Raw genomic sequence first — 18,793 nt, 5'->3', positions numbered from 1 at the left:
CAATTTATAAACAAAATGCTCCGAGCCAACCTATCTAAACCTGCCCGGTATGATAGCTGGCCGACAGGGTATAGTCAGAAACGACTATGCCTCCCACCAGGAAAGGAGCTTAGTTCTTTGAAGGGAGGTTATAATGGTGGCAAATGTTACGCTTACCATAGACGGCAACCAGATTACCGTGCCCAAGGGGACTACGGTGCTGGAAGCTGCTGAACAGGCGGGTATCTTTATTCCCACCTTCTGCCACGACCCTGAGCTGAGCAAACCAGGGGCCTGCCGTATATGTGTGGTGGAAATCCCCGGAGCTCGCAATCTCCCGGCATCATGTGTCACAGAAGCTACAGAAGGCATGGTTGTAAACACTGCCTCACCGGCTGTAATTGAAGCGCGGAAAACAAACCTAGAGCTTCTGCTGGCCAACCACCCGGAAGATTGCCTGACCTGCAATAAGAACGGCGAATGCCGCCTGCAGGACTACGCTTATTATTACGGTGTTAAACAGGACGCCTTTAAAGGCGAAAAACACAATTATCCCATCGAAGATGACAACCCGTTCATCCAAAGGGATATGAACAAATGCATTTTGTGCGGCAAATGCATCAGGATGTGTGAAGAGATCCAGGGCAACAACGTAATAAACTTTGCTTACAGAGGTTTCAACTCTATTGTTACGCCGGCCATGGGCGCCCATTACGCTGATACGGATATATCGAACTGCGTATTCTGCGGCAACTGCGTGTCGGTGTGTCCAGTGGGCGCTCTCAGTGAAAAGGCTATGATTGGCAAAGGTCGCCGCTGGGAAGTTGAAAAGGTTACAACCACCTGTCCATACTGCGGTGTGGGATGCGCCTTTGACCTAAACGTAAAGGACGGCAAGGTTATCGGTGTAACTTCCACTGATGGAGATGTGAACGGACGCGCCCTGTGCGTGAAGGGACGCTTTGGCTACGGCTTTATTCACCATCCCGACCGCCTGACTAACCCGCTGATCAAAAAGGACGGGAAATTTGTAGAGGCCACCTGGGATGAAGCCATCGCTCTGGTGGCAGAGAAGTTAGGTGCAACGAAAGATGCGTACGGGCCGGATGCATTAGCACTGCTTTCTTCCGCCCGTGTTACCAACGAAGAAAACTACCTGATGAACAAACTGGCCCGCGCGGTGATCGGTACCAATAACATCGACCACTGCGCCCGTCTCTGACACGCTCCTACTGTCGCCGGTCTGGGGGCAGCGTTTGGGAGCGGAGCGATGACCAACTCTATTGGGGAAATCGCTGAAGCGGATTTCATTCTGGCAGCTGGTACCAACACGTTTGACGCGCACCCGATTATTGGCATCAAGATCAAGCAGGCTGTCGCCAAGGGAGCCACTCTGGCAGTGGCAGACCCGCGTCTTACTGATTCAGCCAAGCTGGCCCAGTATCACCTGCAGTTAAAACCGGGCACTGATATTGCCCTGTTTAACGGTCTGGCCAATGTTATTATCTCAGAGGGACTCTACAACAAAGAGTTTGTGGAGGCTCGCACTGAAGATTTTGACGCGTTCAAGCAGACTGTGGTCAAGTATACGCCTGATTATGTTTCTGAAATTACTGGAGTGCCTGCGGACGTTATCCGCGAAGTTGCTCGCGGCTACGCCAAGGCTAAAAACTCAACGATCCTGTATACCATGGGCATCACCCAGCACACCTGTGGAACACATAACGTCTTTTCCACAACCAACCTGGCTATGCTCACCGGGCATATCGGTAAAGAGTCCAGCGGCGTCAACCCGCTGCGCGGCCAGAACAACGTTCAGGGCGCCTGCGATATGGGTGCGCTGCCTGTAGTCTTCCCCGCTTACCAGCCTGTAGCGGTTGAAGCAAACCGTGAAAAGTTTGCCAAGTTCTGGAATGTGGATAAAATGCCTGACAAGCCTGGACTGACCGTGGGTGAGATGGTAGAAGCAGCCGGCAAGTCTGTCAAGGCCATGTATATCCTTGGTGAGAACCCGGTACTGTCTGACCCCGATGCCAACCAGGTTATACATGAGCTGGAGAGCCTGGACTTCCTGGTTGTACAGGACATCTTCCTGACCGAAACAGCCGAGCTGGCTGACGTGGTGCTGCCTGCTGGAAGTTTTGCCGAGAAAGACGGCACTTTCAGCAATACCGAGCGCCGGGTCCAGCGGGTACGTAAGGCTATTGAGCCGATCGGCAACAGCAAGCCTGACTGGGAAATCATCTGTCTCATTGCTACAGCCATGGGCTACCCGATGAGCTATGATTCACCTGAAAACATCATGAACGAAATCGCCAGGGTTACACCGTCTTATGGCGGCATCTCCTTTGACAGGTTGGATGTCTGCAGCCTGCAGTGGCCGTGCCCCACACCGGATCACCCGGGCACCAAGTTCCTGCATGCTAATAAGTTCGTACGCGGCCTCGGCAAGTTCAACCCGGTCGAGCATATTCCGCCTAATGAGCTGCCCGATGCCGAATATCCGATGGTCCTGAGCACAGGCCGCAGGAGATATCACTATCATACTGGAACCATGACTCAGCGCACGGGTGCCCTGGATGTGTTCTATCCGACAGAGTACCTGGAGATCAACTCCGAAGACGCTAAAAAACTTGGTATCAGCGATGGTGATAAAGTAAGGGTAACCTCACGGAGAGGTAATGTGGAAGTAGCGGCCCAGATATCCGAAAGGGTAACCCCGGGCCTGGTATTTACCTCCTTCCAGTATCCGGATGTTCCGATCAACAAGGTAACCAACGCGGCGCGCGACCCTATTTCCAAGATACCCGAATACAAGGTCTGCGCGGTTAAGGTAGAGAAGGTAAGTTAGAAATCAGTATAAGAGGTTTAAATTAATATGCTGTGCCTCCCTTGTGGAGATATATAAATGTGGCTTTGCCCGTAACAGGGCAAAGCTTTTTTTCTCCAGGAATAAATTCACTTAATTTATCTTAATTTATATCCCCCCATGGCGGATTGTACAAGGTTTGTTTGAAATTTATACTTAATTATGACAGGAACTTTTATTATTCTAAAAATATTTGTTATGGGGGGTTGATTTTTTTGCATATGGCGGACGCACTTATATCTCCCGTTGTGGGAGGGACCATGTGGGTTGCAACTGCCGGGGTCGCGGCTTACTCAATTAAAAAAATTAAGAATGATATGGACGACAGGAAAATACCCTTAATGGGGGTCATGGGAGCGTTTGTTTTTGCCGCCCAAATGATTAACTTTGCCATTCCGGCTACCGGTTCCAGCGGCCATTTGGGAGGAGGGTTGCTGCTGGCTATTATTTTAGGGCCATACGCGGGATTCCTCACGATGGCGTCCATTCTGACGATACAGGCTCTCTTTTTTGCCGACGGCGGCCTGCTGGCCCTGGGATGCAATATATTCAACCTTGGATTTTTTACATGCTTTATAGCATACCCTCTTATATACAAACCGATAGTAAACAAAGTTTTTACTCCCGCCCGCATGTTTATCGCGGCTTTGCTGGCCGCAGTTATAGGACTGCAGATGGGAGCTTTTGCTGTAGTTCTTGAAACGTTGTTTTCCGGGGTAACCGAATTGCCTTTCCGTACATTTGTATTGCTGGTGCAGCCTATTCACCTGGCCATAGGTGTGGTGGAAGGTCTCGTTACTGCCGCTGTCGCCGGATTTGTATGGAGGGCGCGTCCTGAAATTCTGGAGAAAGCCTCCCTGGACGAGGCTTTAGGCACTGTTTCGATGAAAAAAGTTTTATCAGGCCTTATAGTTGCCGCATTGTTTACCGGTGGTGTATTATCCTGGTTCGCGTCATCTCAGCCCGACGGGCTGGAATGGTCCATGTTTAAAACTGCCGGGGTAGAGGAACTGGAAGCCACCGGCGTGATTCATGAAACTCTAGCTGATGTGCAGGAGAGGATAGCATTTTTGCCGGATTACGGTTTTAAGGCTGCTGAAGGCGAGGAAGAACCAGGCGCCCTGCAGGGTGACGGGGAAGAGGCCGGGCTCGCTGTCAACACAGGAACAAGTGTGTCAGGCGTAGTTGGCGGCTTGCTGACGCTGGTCCTGGCGGCAATAACTGGCATGGGCATCAGCATCATAAAAAGAAGGGGAAAAGCAGGCGCTGTCTAATTATTATAAAGTGAGGCCTGTGGTTATAAAATTATATGGCTAACATGATGCAGTCACTATACAGCATCCGCTTACTCGATGAGCTCGCGGAGCTAAAGACAATGATACACAGTATCCATCCTCTGGCTAAGCTCCTCACCACAATGATATACTTGATTGTGGTGGTTTCTTTCGGGAAATATGACGCTGCCGGGCTGCTTCCGGTAATCTTTTATCCGGTAGTGGTAATAGCGCTCGCTGAGATACCTCTTTTACCCATACTAAAGAGAATGCTGCTGGTGGCGCCGCTTGCGGTGTGTATCGGGGCTTTCAACCCCTTGTTTGACCACAGCACCGTTTTTATTTTAAACGATTTCCGGCTCTCTGGGGGCTGGATATCATTTTTTACAATTATAATCAAATTCGTCCTGGCAGTCCTGGCCGCGCTCACTCTTATCGCTACAACGGGCATGGACAGGATTGCGGCCGCGCTGCGGATGCTCCACGTGCCCCGTATATTTGTGCTGCAGCTCCTGCTGACTTACCGTTATATTTCAGTACTGTTGGAGGAGGTTGCCAGGATCATGCGGGCCTATAGTCTGCGCGCTCCTCTCCATAATGGTGTACAGCCCCGGGTGTGGGGGTCGCTTGCCGGCAATTTGCTGATCAGGACCTTTGAAAGGGCCCAGAACGTGTATCAGGCAATGGTACTAAGAGGTTTTCAGGGAGAGTACAACACCGGCCATGATAAAGGAATGGCAGTTAAAGATATGCTGTACCTATGCGGGTGGGTGTCATTTTTTTTAGCCGCTCGTTTTTACAATATCCCGGTATTATTCGGATCTCTGGTGACAGGAGTGGGGAAATGAGCCATCATATAACGGAAGTAAGGAACTTACAATACATTTATCCAGACGGGCGTGAAGCATTAAAGGACGTCTCTTTCCGTATCCATCACGGGGAGTCTGTGGGGATCGTGGGTGCCAACGGCGCGGGTAAGACGACACTGCTGATGCTTCTTGTGGGCGCCATTTTTCCGTGTAAAGGTGAAGTAATTGTGGGAGAGGTGCCGGTGGTTAAGAAAACCCTGCCGCTAATCAGGCAGAAAATGGGTATGCTTTTCCAGAATTCTGATGACCAGCTGTTTATGTCTACTGTTTATGACGATGTGGCTTTCGGCCCGCGCAACTACAAGCTGGACGAGCGCGAGGTGGAGCGGAGTGTGGTAAAGGCGATGGAGACAGTCGGCATTGAACATTTGAGGGACCGTGCGCCGTACAAGCTTTCTGGCGGCGAAAAGCGCGCCGCTGCAATAGCGACTGTCCTTTCCATGGCTCCAGACATTTTGGTGATGGATGAGCCTTCCACAGCGCTGGATCCCAAGTCCAGACGAAGGCTGATTAATCTTCTTAAGGGGTTTTCGCATACAAAAATTATCGCGACACACGATTTAGACCTGGTGTTCGAGCTTTGTGAGAGGACCATAATAATGAAAGACGGCAGGGTATTATCCGACGGGCCTACCGCAGATATTCTCACCGATTTGCCGTTGATGGAACAAAGCGGACTGGAAGCTCCGCTGGGCCTTCAGAACTGTCCCGTGTGCAGCAATATATCGCGGAACGATCTGAAAAGTATTTAAAGGAGGACAGACCCATATGGATCATTCTCATTCTCATGATCACCCTAACAAAAAAAAAGTCATCAACCGGCTGGCTAGAATAATAGGACATCTCAACGGTATCAAAACGATGGTTGAAGATGATGTAGACTGCAGTGAGATCCTGATCCAGCTTTCCGCTGTCCGCTCTGCTTTAAACAACACGGGAAAGATTATTCTTAATGATCATATCAACCATTGTCTTATCCACGCGTATGAGGAGGACGATACTGAAATAATCGCAAGACTAAACGATGCAGTCAGTAAGTTCCTGAAATAAAGTATAGTTTTAGTTTTCAGGATGGGCATAAGACAATATTTCCTTTCCGTTCAACCGTAACAGATTTCCACAATGAAAATATGACAAACAAAAAACAGCGCCAACCAATATGTTTCAAGTGGTTACGCTGTTTTTCTTTTCCCTTCCCTGCAAATGTCAGGTTGTTACTACAAGGATACATAAAACATGATTAATTACTAAGGTTTATTTAGGAAAAATAGACCAGGACACCTTTTAAGCCCGTTAGTCTTAAGCTGATAGTTATGCTTTTCTGATGTTAACTAAAAAAGCTTTGTATTCCGGAACAGCGACGTTAGCATCACCGATAAAAGGTGTTAAATCGTTCCCAATGTCTCCCTTGGATAATCCCATGAAGCCCCAGCTCCACGGCAAGGAGACAATTTCCAGGGGACTGCCGTTTACAATTAAGGGTTTAACAATCGGTAAAACATTGGCTTTCATTTTTATTTCCGCCCGGGCACTGCTTACAATTATCTCATCTCCAGGTTTGATTCCCAACTTACCGGCTAAAGTCGGCGATATGGTGGCAAATTGTTCCGGCATCAATTCTACCAGCATGGGGCAGTTTCTGGTCCTTACCCCGGTTTGATAATGTTCAACGTAATGGACGGTAGTAGCCACGTAAGGGAAATCTTTGCTGCCGGTTTCGGCCAATATGGAAAACTCGCCTTTCCATCTCATAGCCATAGGGTTATTTTGCTGCTTACTTATTAAATTTTTTACCGGGCTTTCCACCGGTTCATAGTGTTCCGGCATAGGACCTTCTTTCAAGCCGGAAGGATTGAAAAAGCGCGCCTGCCCTTCAGGATTCATAATAAAAGGAGCATTGGCTGTCTTTTCCGGTGGGTTCGGCGCTTTTGTGGCCGCGTCCGTAACGCCGAAATCTGGAACATCGTTGGTAATCCACTTTGTTCCGTCCCAGTATATATAGGCTTTTTGGGGATTCCAGGGCCGGCCGGCCGGGTCAGACGAACAACGGTTATAAACAATGCGCCGGTTCAAAGGCCAGGCAAAGGTCCATTTCGGATATACGGCAAGCCCGCTTTTATCCTCCGTGCCGTGCCTTTTGGCAGCGGGCACCTTTAACGACGGGTTCTGCTCATTGGGGTCAACGTAATAATAACCAGCGTAGACCCATACACCGCAGGCAGTAGAACCATCATCTTTAAGGTCGCCAAAAGTACCTAAAACCCGGCCGTCCGCCACATTATAACCGTTAATTTCAACCGCTACTTTTTCTATATCCGGCTCGTCCTGTCCCGGCTGATCATAATTCCAAACCATGTTTAAAACAGGATCGGTGAATTTGCCGCCGCTCTGGTATTCCTGGCGGACAGCTTTAAAGATCCGGTCGGCAATCCAGAGGCTGCTTTTTGCCCCTCCGGGCGGCTCAACAGCCTTCCAGCCCCATTGAATATGGCGTGAACTGTTTGTTCTCGTGCCTTCTGCTTCGTATCTGTGAGCAGCCGGCAGCAGGAAAACCTCCGTTTTTATATCCGCCGGGTTTACTCCCGGGCGTTTCCAGAAAGCGGCTGTTTCGTTTTCAAATACATCAACACAGACCATCCAGTCCGCGTTTTCCAGGGCCTTGACCTCGTGGGAAGCATCCGGCCCGGCTACGGAAGGATTTTCAGCCCAGCAAAAGACGCCTTTAATATGTCCTTCCGCCAGGGCGGCGTAGGAAGCCATGTGGGAGTGGTCTTTTCCGTCTGATTTAGGCAGCCAGTCATAGCAAAAGTCATTTGCTGCGGTGGCTTTTTCCCCGTACCAGGCCTTGAGCAGGCTGGCCAGGAAATTGGGTTTGTTGGACCAGTATCCCGCCTTGGGCGTTTCCACCGCCAGGTAGTCCTTGTACGTGGTATGTTTTGACGCCACGGGGACACCAAGATAGCCCGTAATATTGTTCCACAGCATGCCCATGTCACAGGCGCCCTGGACATTTGATTGCCCCCGTTGGGGATTAACGCCGCCGCCGGGCATGCCCACATTGCCCAGCAAGAGCTGCACCATGGCGGTTGCCCGTGTGTTTTGAGTTCCGTAACTGTGCTGGGTGATTCCCAGTACGTAAATTAAATTACCTGCTTTATCAGGTTTTCCCGACTCGCAATACAAAGCGTAAGCTTTCTGTAAAGTATCTGCCGGGGTTCCCGTGACATTACTGACCGCTTTTATGTCGTACCGGGAAACATGCTTTTTCATGATTTGCCAGACGCACTGGGGATCCTGCAGAGTGGGGTCCTTTTTAATATTATCTCCGTCTTTTTGGTAAGCCCAGCTGGCAGTGTTATAGGATAGTTTGCCGTCTTTTTCCTCTAAACCGGAAAAAACACCATCCGCAAAATTATAATCTGGACTGATTAAGTAAGAAGCGTTGGTATAGTTATGCACATACTCATGTTGGTAAAGATCATTTTCAATGGCGTAATTTATCAGACCGTAAAGAAAAGCAATATCTGTCCCCGGACGCAAGGGAACGTAAATATCTGCCTTGGCCGCTGTTTTAGTAAACCTCGGGTCAACGACAATCATTTTGGCTCCATTTGCCATGGCCTTGCCGATGTGGCGCATGGCCATGGGGTGAGCTTCGGCCGGGTTGGCGCCGATAATTAAAAATATGTCCGAATTCTTATAATCAGTAAAACTATTAGTCATTACTCCCCGACCAAAAGTATTAGCCAGACCGGCTACGGTTGGGGCGTGTCAGAGACGGGCGCAATGGTCAAGATCAACCACACCCAGGGATCCCCGCATAAGCTTATTAACTAAATAGTCTTCTTCGTTATTAATATTAGCGCTGCCCATCTGGCAAATGGCCAAACAGCGGTTAACCGTAACGCCATTAGCGTCTTTTGCTTCAAAGTGTTCGTCCCGGGTCTTTTTTACCCGCTTGGCGATTTCAGGTATAGCCCAGTCCCAGGTTTTTTCTTCCCACTTGGCGCCGCCGGGGGCACGGTAAAGGACCTTCGTTAACCGCCCCGGGTTGGGCACACGCTTGCGATTTTTATCTACAATGTTATAGACATCCGGGAGAGCTGTCCCTTTAGGACATAAAGTCCCTTCATTAATAGGACTGTCAGGATCCCCTTCAATAAAAACCACCTTACCGTTTTCATCTGAATAAACAATAGTACTGCAGCCACATCCACAATAAGGACAGCCGGAAGCAGTTTCTTTGGTTTTATTTAACTTGAAAGAACCCAACTCAAAACTAGGCAAATTTTCCTTAGCTAAAGCAGGTGTTGCGCTGGCTCCTTCAAGCAAAGCCGTTCCGGCTGTGCCTAATCCTAAATACTTTATGAAATCACGGCGGCTAATACCTTTTTTCATAATAGTAACCTCCTTTACCTTAGATAAACCAACAAGTAGTTTTCAGGCATTCCAGCTCTTTTCTGCAAAGTTCCTGAATCTATTATTTTATTTCGTCTCGACCGAAACTGCCGAATGAATATTACTCAATTAATTTAATGCATCGTTTGTTATTATGCGTGGAAGCCAGCTCCCGCTCCGACAGAGTGACCGCTGCCGTGCGCGTGCTCTTCCTTGGGCAGGATCGGGAAGTTCTCGACAACGAAGCAGTATACTAATACCAGACCGCTCCACATGCCGATGGTGAGAGCCCACTCCCAGATGCTGGGGAAGTAGCTGCCGCCCGTGGCCTTGGCCATCCCGGTAAACACCACGTTCATCCGGTTGAATATTACACCTACAACCACCAGGATTGAAGCGGTCAGAACACCGCCCAGCTTGTTGCGGACAGACGGCATGGCGTACATGATGATCGGCAGGATAATAAACACGATCATCTCGATCAGGAACATGTTACTTTCAAAGGAACCGTTAAAGGCCATTGAAAGCACGCCTCTGTATACCAGGTCTGCTATCTTTACAATAAGGTAGATGATTAACATAACCAGAGTAATCTTGGTCATGCTTGCAAATACCGGACGTTCCGGTTCCCGCCCGTAAGCCCTGGCTGCCAGGGTCCCTTCGACGGTGACCATGGCCGGCCCGAGGAAGAAGGCTGACCAGACAAAGAAGAACGGGATGATCTGTGACCACCACAGCGGGTACAGCCTGTCAACGGCAACAATGTACAGGGAGCCGAGGGAGGACTGGTGCAGCGAGGGCAGTACTATGCCCAGGATCAGCAGGAATGGCAGCATGGCTTTAATAATTTTCTGCAGCCCCGGGAAGTTGATTTTTTCAAAGAAGATCTCACCGAACTCCAGTACCTGTACTGTCGTGTACAGTGAAATGCACCAGAATACTTCAAACAGCACGGAGTGGAAACCCCAGAAGAAGAAGGGACGCCAGAAGTTAAACCAACGGCCGATATCCAGGAAAAGGCTGACCATTGATATGATATAACCGATTAACGAAGTTAACAAAGCAGCGCGGGCGATCGGCAGGTATTTGTCCTTATGCAGCACGTGCACGATCAGCGCCGTGCTGAAGCCGCCGCCGGCCAGGGCGATGCCGCAGAGCAGGTCAAAACCGATCCACAGCCCCCAGGGCCACTCGTCGCTCAGGTTCGTCACCGATCCCAGGCCGAATGCAAAGCGCCAGAGGGCGGCTCCAACCGCGATCAGCACGAACAGTATCAGCAGCTTTCTAAAACCAGTCAATCTGAAAGTAAAGCGTCCAAATTGCATTTATATCTCACCTCCAGTTATCAAAATAATTATTTGTTGTCAACGGGCTCAAACATTTCCGACTCGTCATGATGTTCGGCGCGGCGCTTGGTATAGGCGCGCATTATAGTCAGGATGGCGCCCCAGCCGAAGAACAGGTAGGGAGTCCATTTGAGCACGTCCCAGGTCAGGGAAGGTATCGATCTCTGGGTGACAGGTTTGCCGAAAGCTTCGGTCCTGAAGCCGATTTTATCGAATGGGACGTTAGAGATATACAGCCAGGAAGTACCGCCGTATTCTTTTTCTCCGTAGACATGTTTAATGTACCTGGGGTCTTTGCTCATCCTGTCCTGTGCCAGTGCGAGCATTTTATCCCTTTCCCCGTATGTTAAAGCTCCTGTGAGGCATGCCGTTACACAAGCCGGCTCAAGCCCCTCTTCCTTCATGCGGTCGTAACAAAAACGGCACTTTTGCACGTACGGAAAAGCCTTATCCCACTGGAAGCCGGGTACGCCAAACGGGCAGGCAATCATGCAGTAGCGGCAGCCGACGCAGTAATCCTTATTCAAATCGGTAGGCTTGTAAATAACTGCCCCCTCTTTTGTCTTGACAAATGAGTGGGTAAAGCAAGCTGATTCACAGGCTGGCTCATTGCAGTGCATGCATTGTCTTTTCACGAAGCTCCACTTGAGCTGGTCGCCTTCTTCGAGCACATAGGAGCTTACGTTGGTCCATGTATCGGCGCTTAACTTCCCCGGGCTGTCCCAGTTGTTGGAGAACACGCTCGGCTTGGCCGGCAGGTTGTTCCATGACTTGCACGAAACCATGCAGCTGCGGCAGCCGATACACCTGGTAATGTCCACCAGGACACTCTTTGACATCGTTACACCTCCGGTTTCTGTTTGGATTTAAGGTGTTATTTCTAGGCTTTAATTCACCTTATAAATAAAAATTTTTGATTCTGGGATCATTACGTTTGATTAACATAGCCTTCCTGAATAGCCAATAGGTCCAGGTGGACAGTATTGATGTCTTCCCAGAATAAATTCAAATTGCTGCTGTCAAATAACATGGCCTCATTGAGAGTTTTTATATAGCCGTGACAGTTGTCGCAATAATAAACGCGGTATTGCTCCATTCCTTCCACTTTGAAGAACCGTGATTCTTTACTGGAGCAGTAAGGGCAGCCCAGGCGTTGGATTCTCCATCTTACCTCACACATACCGCAGTACAGATATCTTTTCCCTCCTTCCTTTTCATGCAGTGCCAGGGTGGGTTTGCCGCCGCAAACCGGGCAGATGCCTTTTAGCCATTGTTCAGGGTCAAAAAAAGCAGAGACCTTACGCGCGTACTGCTTCATAAACGGTTTGACCACATGGTTTAAGATAAAGCCTAAGCATTCAGGGGATAATTCCTCATGGAAAGATTCCAGCAGGTTTGTACCAGGTGTGAAGGCCTGCATAACAAAAAGTTCTCTTGCCTCAGCGGCAGCCGGTAAAGCGCTTAAAATTTTGTTGATATCACCCTCCAAATCCGGTCTATGCTTTACAACGATGCCTGCAACGTCTTTTAAAACATCAAAAAACATATCAGCATTTGCCTGCGGTGGGCAGACCTTTATTATAGGCACATCATTTTCCCTTAACGACTTAAATAACCCAGCCTGCGGCCTGACAACAGTAACTGCATCACCCGGAAGAACAATCTTTGTAAACTCCTTGTTGAAATCAATAAGCATTTGCTGAACAGTATTGTTTGTCATCCTAAACGCTCACTTTCTATGAGATTTAAAACGTATCTATATTCCCAGGCGTACCTCCTCTCCTTTCAGGACATAAATGCTGCCTGGCTTTTGAATCGTTTAATTATATAGACCAAAAACATAATTAAAAACGCCGGGCAGACATTGCGCAAAGCAAAGCTGGCCGGCAGTATACGCGGACCCAACTCTCCTTTTCGCAATGGAAGGCGCACCAGTTTCCCGGGACACCCAATGCCCGTTAACCATGGCTGCAGCTTTAGGCTTAACGGATCGGAGATAAATATTTAAGGTTTCCATCTCTTCAGTAGCAGGACAGAGCTTTTTTACTGTACCGCTCTGGTATCCGGAAGCGGCAACGTCCAGCCCTGCATCACCATCCGGCTTTAATTTCGCAAAACAAAAGCCGGACAGACATTGCGCAAAGCAAAGCTGGCCGGCAGTATACGCGGACCCAACTCTCCTTTTCGCAATGGAAGGCGCACCAGTTTCCCGGGACACCCAATGCCCGTTAACCATGGCTGACAGCTTTAGGCTCAACGGATCGGAGATAAATATTTAAGGTTTTCATCTCTTCAGTAGCAGGACACAGCTTTTGACTGTACCGCTCGGTACTCGGCAACGCGGCAAGGTCCAGCCCTGCATTCAACATTCGGCTTTAATATTGCAAAACAAAAAGCCGGGCAGACATTGCGCAAAGCAAAGCTGGCCGGCAGTACATGCGGACTCAACTCTCCTTTTCGCAATGGAAGGCGCACCAGTTTCCCGGAACACCCAATGCCCGTTAACCATGGCTGACAGCTTTAGGCTCAACGGATCGGAGAAATATGACAAACATATATGGATTGCTTAATTCCACTGAAGAGGTAAAATTCCTGCTAGGAAAAAATATTTTATAATTTTTAAATATATTTTTTATAGAATCAAGTATTTCAACTTTTGAAGGCTGTCAGTACAAAACATTATATAACATAACATTTATAAATTTTATTTCAAAAAAAACTCATAGATTGGTAATGTGAATAAACATAAATAAATATAACATGCAATATGTTAGTCTTTAGTTCATTAGTTAGATGGTTATTAAGAAAATTAAACTTATGGTATATATAAAATAATTAAATTAAATCATTGCAGGAGTTCTTTGGCATTAAGAGAAATGAGATATTAATAGGATTACAAAATATAATAAATTTTGTCATAATACTTTCCGAGCCAGTATACCTAAAGCTGTAAAGCCATGGTGTCTGGCCATAGGGTGTGCCGGGAAACTGGATCGCCTTCCATTGTGAAAAGGGGAGTTGGATCCGGTTAATAATACCGGGCCGGCTTTATTTCACAGCCTGCCCGGATTTGTTTTTTTGGAACGTTACTATTTATAAAGCTTAATATTGGGACATCGTGTTAGGCAAAACTGTGCGAAAGCCGGTGACGCAAAGCCATGGGTCTAAAGCCGGCTAACCACGGATATGATTGCCAGGCCGCAAGGAGTTTGACTTGCTGGGGTGGGCAAAGTCGTTGCGACTTGCTGCCCTTTTCATTTTGTTATTGGTGATGGATAAAAAAATATATCTTCTCCGAGCCATGTAAACCTAAACTTAAATGTATGGTTGCACGGACGTCAGGGTGCCGCGGGAAACCGCAGCGCCTTCCATTGCGAAAAGGAGAGTTGGCGCTGGTTTTTTCTAACGGGCTCTTTGTTTTTCGCAAAAGATGCCCGTTTTTAATTTGATTTCATTGTGCCTGCTATTACGGTGTTCTGTTTTGGCTATCTAAATTCTTCACGCAGTATGGGTTATGTTTCTTCACACATCCTGATGCATTTGCCGCACAAATGCCCCGGATATTAGAGATTTACCGTTTAGAGTCAACACGGGCGCCGTACCAGCAGGACTAAAATAACAGAGCTGCTTGCAGCGTATTGTTCTGCATAAGTGAAAATAAAAAATATTTTAGTCTTGATAGATGGCTAAATATTGGTTGATTTCCTGTCCTGGTTAGGAGGTGGTACTGAGGGCCTGAAATATTTTGGGGGGTATTTGTGGGGAGGTGATAAATTCCAGACTTTTCCCAGGTGGTTTGATGGGCTAATACCAGGTTTTAAAAAATATTTTAGAGCAATATTAATTATGTACAAGTTAGAGGGGGTTTAAAAAATATGGCTAATCCTCCAGTAATGACAGTGTGTTTAGCCGGAAACGCCGGCAAATACAAAATGGGTTTGCCGATTGGACAACTTTTACTGCGTGGTTTCATGTCTGGAGTATACATTGCGGTAGGCGCAGCGCTGGCGACAGTCTGCGGCACAGAAGTAGCTAAATTCCTCGGCGCCGGCCTGGGCAAGTTTTTCACAGGCGCCGTGTTCCCGGTAGGCCTGATTGCGACCGTGCTGACAGGTATGGAACTGTTCACCGGTGACGCGATGTTAGGGCCCCTGGCGGCAATGATGGGCAAGACCGGCTGGGGCAGCGTATTCAGGAACTGGACTTTTGTATACATTGGCAACTTTATAGGTTCCATAGCATGGGCTTACCTGATGCTGATCGGACCATTTTCACAGGGCAACTTTGCAGGTCCCGACCCGAACGCCTTTGCGTTGAACGCGGTAGGCATAGCGGTGGCTAAGACACTGCCGTACAAGGCAGTAGGCGCTGTAGGCTGGTGGGCGGCGCTGGCAAACGGCATCGGTTGTAACTTCCTGGTTAACGTAGCTATCCTTCTGGCGATCACATCCAAAGACTTCATCGGCAAGTTCTTCGGCATCTGGTTCCCGATCATGGCTTTCGTATCGACCGGATTTGAGCACTGCGTGGCTAACATGTACTTCCTGCCCGCAGGTATGTTTGTAACCCAGAGCTTCCCGGCCCTGGTAACCAAGGTAGTGGACGGCAAGCCCTGGAACGCGGCGCTGACCAAGAACGCCGGTCTGACCTGGGGAGACATCTGGATCTGGAACCTGATCCCGGTGACCATAGGCAACATCATCGGCGGCATGATCTTTATCGGCGTGGTATATTACTTCTGCTACCGGAACGAGTTTCCCGAGGAGCACAGAAAATAACATTAAAACTGCAAAACTCTAAGGAGGTATCCTCGCGGTGCGGATGTCCATACCTGCATACATCTGTTTAGGATTAGGCGTATTTTTCGTAGCATTCACATACGCGCTGGGGCGGGACACACAATTTTTACTAAAGACCCTGCCGATGCTCCTGGTACTTTTAGGCGTGCCCCTGGCTTTAAGCTTTATGAACAGGCGGCACACGGACCAGGTTGACCTCGGTGACTACAAGTACTTCAAGATCAAGGACCTGCCATCGATAAGGGCGGGGGAGCCCGTGCGCATACGCGGCACCATCAAGTCAGCGTCTATGAAGTGGCTGAACAGGCCCAATTTCCGGATCAGCGACGGCACCGGTGAGATTGGCGTATTCATGTTTTGGGCGCCCCGTGAGGATATCAACCCTGGAGACAAGGTAGAGGCCGCTGGTTCCCTGCGGGTGGGACCGACCAAGAAGCAGAACATCTGGGGAATCAAGATGGCTAAAATATAGGCATTAAAAGTTTAGCTTTTAAGCAGAGGTAAGGATATGGCTGGCGATATAGTTCGCAACAATCAAACTAAAAAAGATCCTGACCAGGTGCTTGATAAGATTACCAAGGCTTTAGAAGGACTAAAGTATGGTGAAGTTGTAATAAAGGTACAGGGCGGGAAGGTTGTTTTCGTCGATCGGTATGAAAGGGAAAGGATCGAATAATTCCCGGCAGGATTAAATTATATGAGAAACCGGCTACGCAAAAAGGTGGTGCCGGCAGATTAGCGGATTAACATCGCTATCCTGTCGGCTTTATTTTTTAGTTCAATGTATTACACAGCATCAGAAACATTAATAAAGAGGGGGTGCGACAGGCAGTTTTTCTTTATGCTTATCATTGGAAAAATAGAGAGGGGGAATAGCAATTGGCATCCTGTACATGTGGCGAACAAGCTGACCAAACCAAGGAAGCTGCAATGCAAAAGCTTTTTGACCAGTACCGTGATTACAAAGGAGGATTAATCCCGGTACTGCAGGAAGCCCAGAACATTTACGGCTACCTGCCCAAAGACGTACTTCAGCAGATCGCCAAAGAACTTCGCATGCCTTACAGCAAAGTATTTGGGGTATGCACCTTTTACGCACAGTTTCACCTGAAGCCCCGCGGCCGGAATATCATCCGTGTCTGTCTTGGCACAGCCTGTCACGTACGTGGCGGCTCCAAGATATTCGAAGCTGCCCAGGAAGCCCTGGGAGTAGGGCAGGGCGGAACCACCGAGGACCTTAAGTTTACCCTTGAGACAGTCGCCTGCATCGGCGCCTGCGGCCTGTCGCCGTGCATGATGATCAACGACGACACGCACGGCCGTCTGCAGCCGAAACAAGTAGCCGGCATATTCGAAACTTACGAGTAGGGGAGGTGTAAAAGAACATGAAAAACCTTAATGAAATACGTGCGAAATACCAGCAGCAGTACCAGGAGAAAATCGCCAGGCCCCGTATAGTCGTCGGACTCGGCACCTGCGGGATCGCGGCTGGCGGCGACAAAGTAATGCAAGCCATAAAAGAGCAAGTAGCGGCACGCGGACTGGACGTGGACATCGACTTTTCGAGCTGTATCGGCATGTGCTACCGCGAGCCGATGGTGGAGATAGCCCTGGCCGGTGCGCCCAGCGTCTTGTATGGCGACATATTTGCCGACAAAGTGGAAAAGCTTTTAGAAAGCCATATAGTAAACAAGACCCCGGTATACGAGTGGGCGGCATTCCAGATTCCCGGCAGCGCCACTCCGTACGAGGGTATCGATATAATGGACAAATCTTCATACTACGAGAAGCAGGTGCGTTCAGTAACCTCAAGGCTTGGCCGGACAAACCCCGAGAGCATAGTTGACTACATCGCCACCGGCGGATACGAAGGCATTGAGAAAGCCCTCGGCATGGACCGTCTGGGGGTAATAGAAGAAGTCAAGAAGTCAGGCCTTAGAGGGCGTGGCGGCGGCGGCTTCCCCACCGGCACCAAGTGGTCGTTTGTTTATGGCGCGCAGGGCGACAAGAAATACGCGGTCTGCAACGCCGACGAAGGCGACCCGGGCGCGTTTATGGACAGGTCGGTATTAGAGGGCGACCCGCACTCAGTGCTTGAAGGCATGATGATCGGCGGCTACGCCATCGGAGCCGACGAAGGGTACATTTACTGCCGGGCGGAATATCCGCTGGCAATCAAACGGTTGAACATGGCGATTGCCCAGGCTGAAGAGCACGGCCTTTTAGGAGACAACATTTTAGACTCCGGTTTCAACTTCCGGATTAAAATTAAAGCCGGCGCGGGCGCGTTCGTCTGCGGCGAAGAAACAGCGTTGTTGAACTCGATTGAAGGACTGCGCGGCATGCCCAGGGTACGGCCTCCGTTCCCGGCCCACAAGGGACTGTTTGGCAAGCCCACCGTACTGAACAACGTTGAGACCTATGCCAACGTGCCGTTCATCATCCGCAACGGCGGCGACTGGTACGCGGCCATGGGCACCGAGAAGAGCAAAGGCAGCAAAGTTTTCTGCCTGACCGGCAAAGTGAACAACACCGGCCTGATGGAAGTGCCGATGGGCATCACCCTGCGGGAGATCATCTTCTCCATCGGCGGCGGCATCCAGGACAACAGGCCATTCAAAGCCGTACAGAGCGGCGGCCCGTCCGGCGGCTGCATCCCGACGGCGCACCTGGACACCCCGATCGACTATGACTCACTGGGAGCGCTCGGCGCGATCATGGGTTCCGGCGGCCTGGTCGTTATGGACGAGACCACCTGTATGGTCGACGTGGCCAAGTTCTTCTTAAACTTCACCCAGCTTGAGTCCTGCGGCAAGTGTACACCGTGCCGTGAAGGCACCAAGCGGATGCTTGAAATACTGCAGAAGATCTGCGACGGCAAAGGCGAGATGGAAGACATCGACACCTTAGAGCGCCTGTGCCGTGTCATCAAGAGCAGCGCCCTGTGCGGTTTGGGACAGACCTGCCCGAACCCGATTGCGACCACCCTGCGCTACTTCAAGGACGAGTACATTGCGCACATTAAAGACCACCGCTGCCCGGCGGGTGTCTGCGCGGCGCTTCTGCAATACACGATCCTTGCCGACAAGTGCACCGGCTGCGGCGCCTGCCTCAGGGCCTGCCCGGCGGGAGCGATTTCCGGCGAGAAGAAAGAACCGCATAAGATTGATACTGAACTCTGCATCAAGTGCGGCGGTTGTATCCAAAAATGCAAATTCGACGCCATCGTCAAGGCGTAACAGACGGTATCTGAAAGGAG

14 protein-coding genes and 7 riboswitches are annotated in these 18,793 nt (G+C 49.5%); of the genes, 10 read left to right on the top strand and 4 right to left on the bottom strand.

Annotated features, from left to right (window positions below):
- Nucleotides 1-6 precede the first annotated feature (6 nt).
- Nucleotides 7-124, top strand: a riboswitch (molybdenum cofactor riboswitch).
- Between the two features lie 9 nt (nucleotides 125-133).
- The 5 genes from fdhF to ACOBQJ_RS08330 all read left to right on the top strand — a co-directional run bounded on the left by fdhF (nucleotide 134) and on the right by ACOBQJ_RS08330 (nucleotide 6,041).
- A complete protein-coding gene (gene fdhF / locus ACOBQJ_RS08350) occupies nucleotides 134-2,830 on the top strand; it encodes a formate dehydrogenase subunit alpha (protein WP_421071291.1) in 2,697 nt (898 codons plus the stop codon).
- A gap of 233 nt (nucleotides 2,831-3,063) precedes the next feature.
- Nucleotides 3,064-4,122: an energy-coupling factor ABC transporter permease gene (locus ACOBQJ_RS08345; RefSeq protein ID WP_421071290.1), complete on the top strand. Its 1,059-nt coding sequence runs from the start codon at nucleotides 3,064-3,066 to the stop codon at nucleotides 4,120-4,122.
- Between the two features lie 35 nt (nucleotides 4,123-4,157).
- On the top strand, nucleotides 4,158-4,970 hold the full coding sequence (cbiQ, locus tag ACOBQJ_RS08340) for a cobalt ECF transporter T component CbiQ (protein ID WP_421071289.1): 813 nt from the start codon (nucleotides 4,158-4,160) through the stop codon (nucleotides 4,968-4,970).
- A complete protein-coding gene (locus ACOBQJ_RS08335) occupies nucleotides 4,967-5,743 on the top strand; it encodes an energy-coupling factor ABC transporter ATP-binding protein (protein WP_421071288.1) in 777 nt (258 codons plus the stop codon). The genes cbiQ and ACOBQJ_RS08335 overlap by 4 nt, the downstream gene beginning before the upstream one ends.
- 16 nt (nucleotides 5,744-5,759) lie before the next feature.
- Nucleotides 5,760-6,041: a metal-sensing transcriptional repressor gene (locus tag ACOBQJ_RS08330; RefSeq protein ID WP_421071287.1), complete on the top strand. Its 282-nt coding sequence runs from the start codon at nucleotides 5,760-5,762 to the stop codon at nucleotides 6,039-6,041.
- Nucleotides 6,042-6,302: 261 nt separating this feature from the next.
- On the opposite strand, the gene fdnG is transcribed toward ACOBQJ_RS08330, so the two are convergent.
- The 4 genes from fdnG to ACOBQJ_RS08310 form a co-directional block, all read right to left on the bottom strand.
- Nucleotides 6,303-9,389, bottom strand: a complete 3,087-nt coding sequence (gene fdnG, locus ACOBQJ_RS08325; RefSeq protein ID WP_421071286.1) for a formate dehydrogenase-N subunit alpha — start codon at nucleotides 9,387-9,389, stop codon at nucleotides 6,303-6,305.
- A 152-nt stretch (nucleotides 9,390-9,541) separates the two neighbouring features.
- Nucleotides 9,542-10,714 carry an NrfD/PsrC family molybdoenzyme membrane anchor subunit gene (gene nrfD, locus ACOBQJ_RS08320; RefSeq protein ID WP_421071285.1) on the bottom strand — a complete coding sequence of 391 codons (1,173 nt, stop codon included), beginning with the start codon at nucleotides 10,712-10,714 and terminating at the stop codon, nucleotides 9,542-9,544.
- A gap of 29 nt (nucleotides 10,715-10,743) precedes the next feature.
- On the bottom strand, nucleotides 10,744-11,574 hold the full coding sequence (locus tag ACOBQJ_RS08315) for a 4Fe-4S dicluster domain-containing protein (protein WP_421071284.1): 831 nt from the start codon (nucleotides 11,572-11,574) through the stop codon (nucleotides 10,744-10,746).
- An 89-nt stretch (nucleotides 11,575-11,663) separates the two neighbouring features.
- Nucleotides 11,664-12,455 (bottom strand): formate dehydrogenase accessory protein FdhE, encoded by a 792-nt coding sequence (locus tag ACOBQJ_RS08310; protein WP_421071283.1) that lies wholly within the window; start codon nucleotides 12,453-12,455, stop codon nucleotides 11,664-11,666.
- A 171-nt stretch (nucleotides 12,456-12,626) separates the two neighbouring features.
- Nucleotides 12,627-12,743, bottom strand: a riboswitch (molybdenum cofactor riboswitch).
- 153 nt (nucleotides 12,744-12,896) lie between these two features.
- A riboswitch (molybdenum cofactor riboswitch) is annotated at nucleotides 12,897-13,014 on the bottom strand.
- A 155-nt stretch (nucleotides 13,015-13,169) separates the two neighbouring features.
- Nucleotides 13,170-13,287, bottom strand: a riboswitch (molybdenum cofactor riboswitch).
- Between the two features lie 361 nt (nucleotides 13,288-13,648).
- Nucleotides 13,649-13,767, top strand: a riboswitch (molybdenum cofactor riboswitch).
- A gap of 82 nt (nucleotides 13,768-13,849) precedes the next feature.
- Nucleotides 13,850-13,941: riboswitch (cyclic di-GMP riboswitch) on the top strand.
- A gap of 74 nt (nucleotides 13,942-14,015) precedes the next feature.
- Nucleotides 14,016-14,135: riboswitch (molybdenum cofactor riboswitch) on the top strand.
- A 475-nt stretch (nucleotides 14,136-14,610) separates the two neighbouring features.
- On the opposite strand from ACOBQJ_RS08310, the gene ACOBQJ_RS08305 reads away from it, so the two are divergent.
- The 5 genes from ACOBQJ_RS08305 to nuoF all read left to right on the top strand — a co-directional run bounded on the left by ACOBQJ_RS08305 (nucleotide 14,611) and on the right by nuoF (nucleotide 18,773).
- Nucleotides 14,611-15,513, top strand: a complete 903-nt coding sequence (locus ACOBQJ_RS08305; RefSeq protein WP_421071282.1) for a formate/nitrite transporter family protein — start codon at nucleotides 14,611-14,613, stop codon at nucleotides 15,511-15,513.
- Nucleotides 15,514-15,550: 37 nt separating this feature from the next.
- Nucleotides 15,551-16,006, top strand: coding sequence for a hypothetical protein (locus ACOBQJ_RS08300; RefSeq protein ID WP_421071281.1), 456 nt, complete (start codon nucleotides 15,551-15,553; stop codon nucleotides 16,004-16,006).
- A 36-nt stretch (nucleotides 16,007-16,042) separates the two neighbouring features.
- Entirely contained in the window at nucleotides 16,043-16,210 is a 168-nt protein-coding gene (locus ACOBQJ_RS08295) for a YezD family protein (RefSeq protein ID WP_421071280.1), read from the top strand.
- Between the two features lie 203 nt (nucleotides 16,211-16,413).
- Entirely contained in the window at nucleotides 16,414-16,902 is a 489-nt protein-coding gene (gene nuoE, locus ACOBQJ_RS08290) for an NADH-quinone oxidoreductase subunit NuoE (RefSeq protein ID WP_421071279.1), read from the top strand.
- Nucleotides 16,903-16,919: 17 nt separating this feature from the next.
- Nucleotides 16,920-18,773, top strand: coding sequence for an NADH-quinone oxidoreductase subunit NuoF (gene nuoF / locus ACOBQJ_RS08285; RefSeq protein ID WP_421071278.1), 1,854 nt, complete (start codon nucleotides 16,920-16,922; stop codon nucleotides 18,771-18,773).
- The last annotated feature ends 20 nt before the right edge of the window (nucleotides 18,774-18,793 follow it).

Source organism: Pelotomaculum propionicicum, from assembly GCF_048984525.1.
GTDB lineage: Bacteria > Bacillota > Desulfotomaculia > Desulfotomaculales > Pelotomaculaceae > Syntrophopropionicum > Syntrophopropionicum propionicicum_A.
This window is presented reverse-complemented; position numbering and strand designations above follow the sequence as displayed.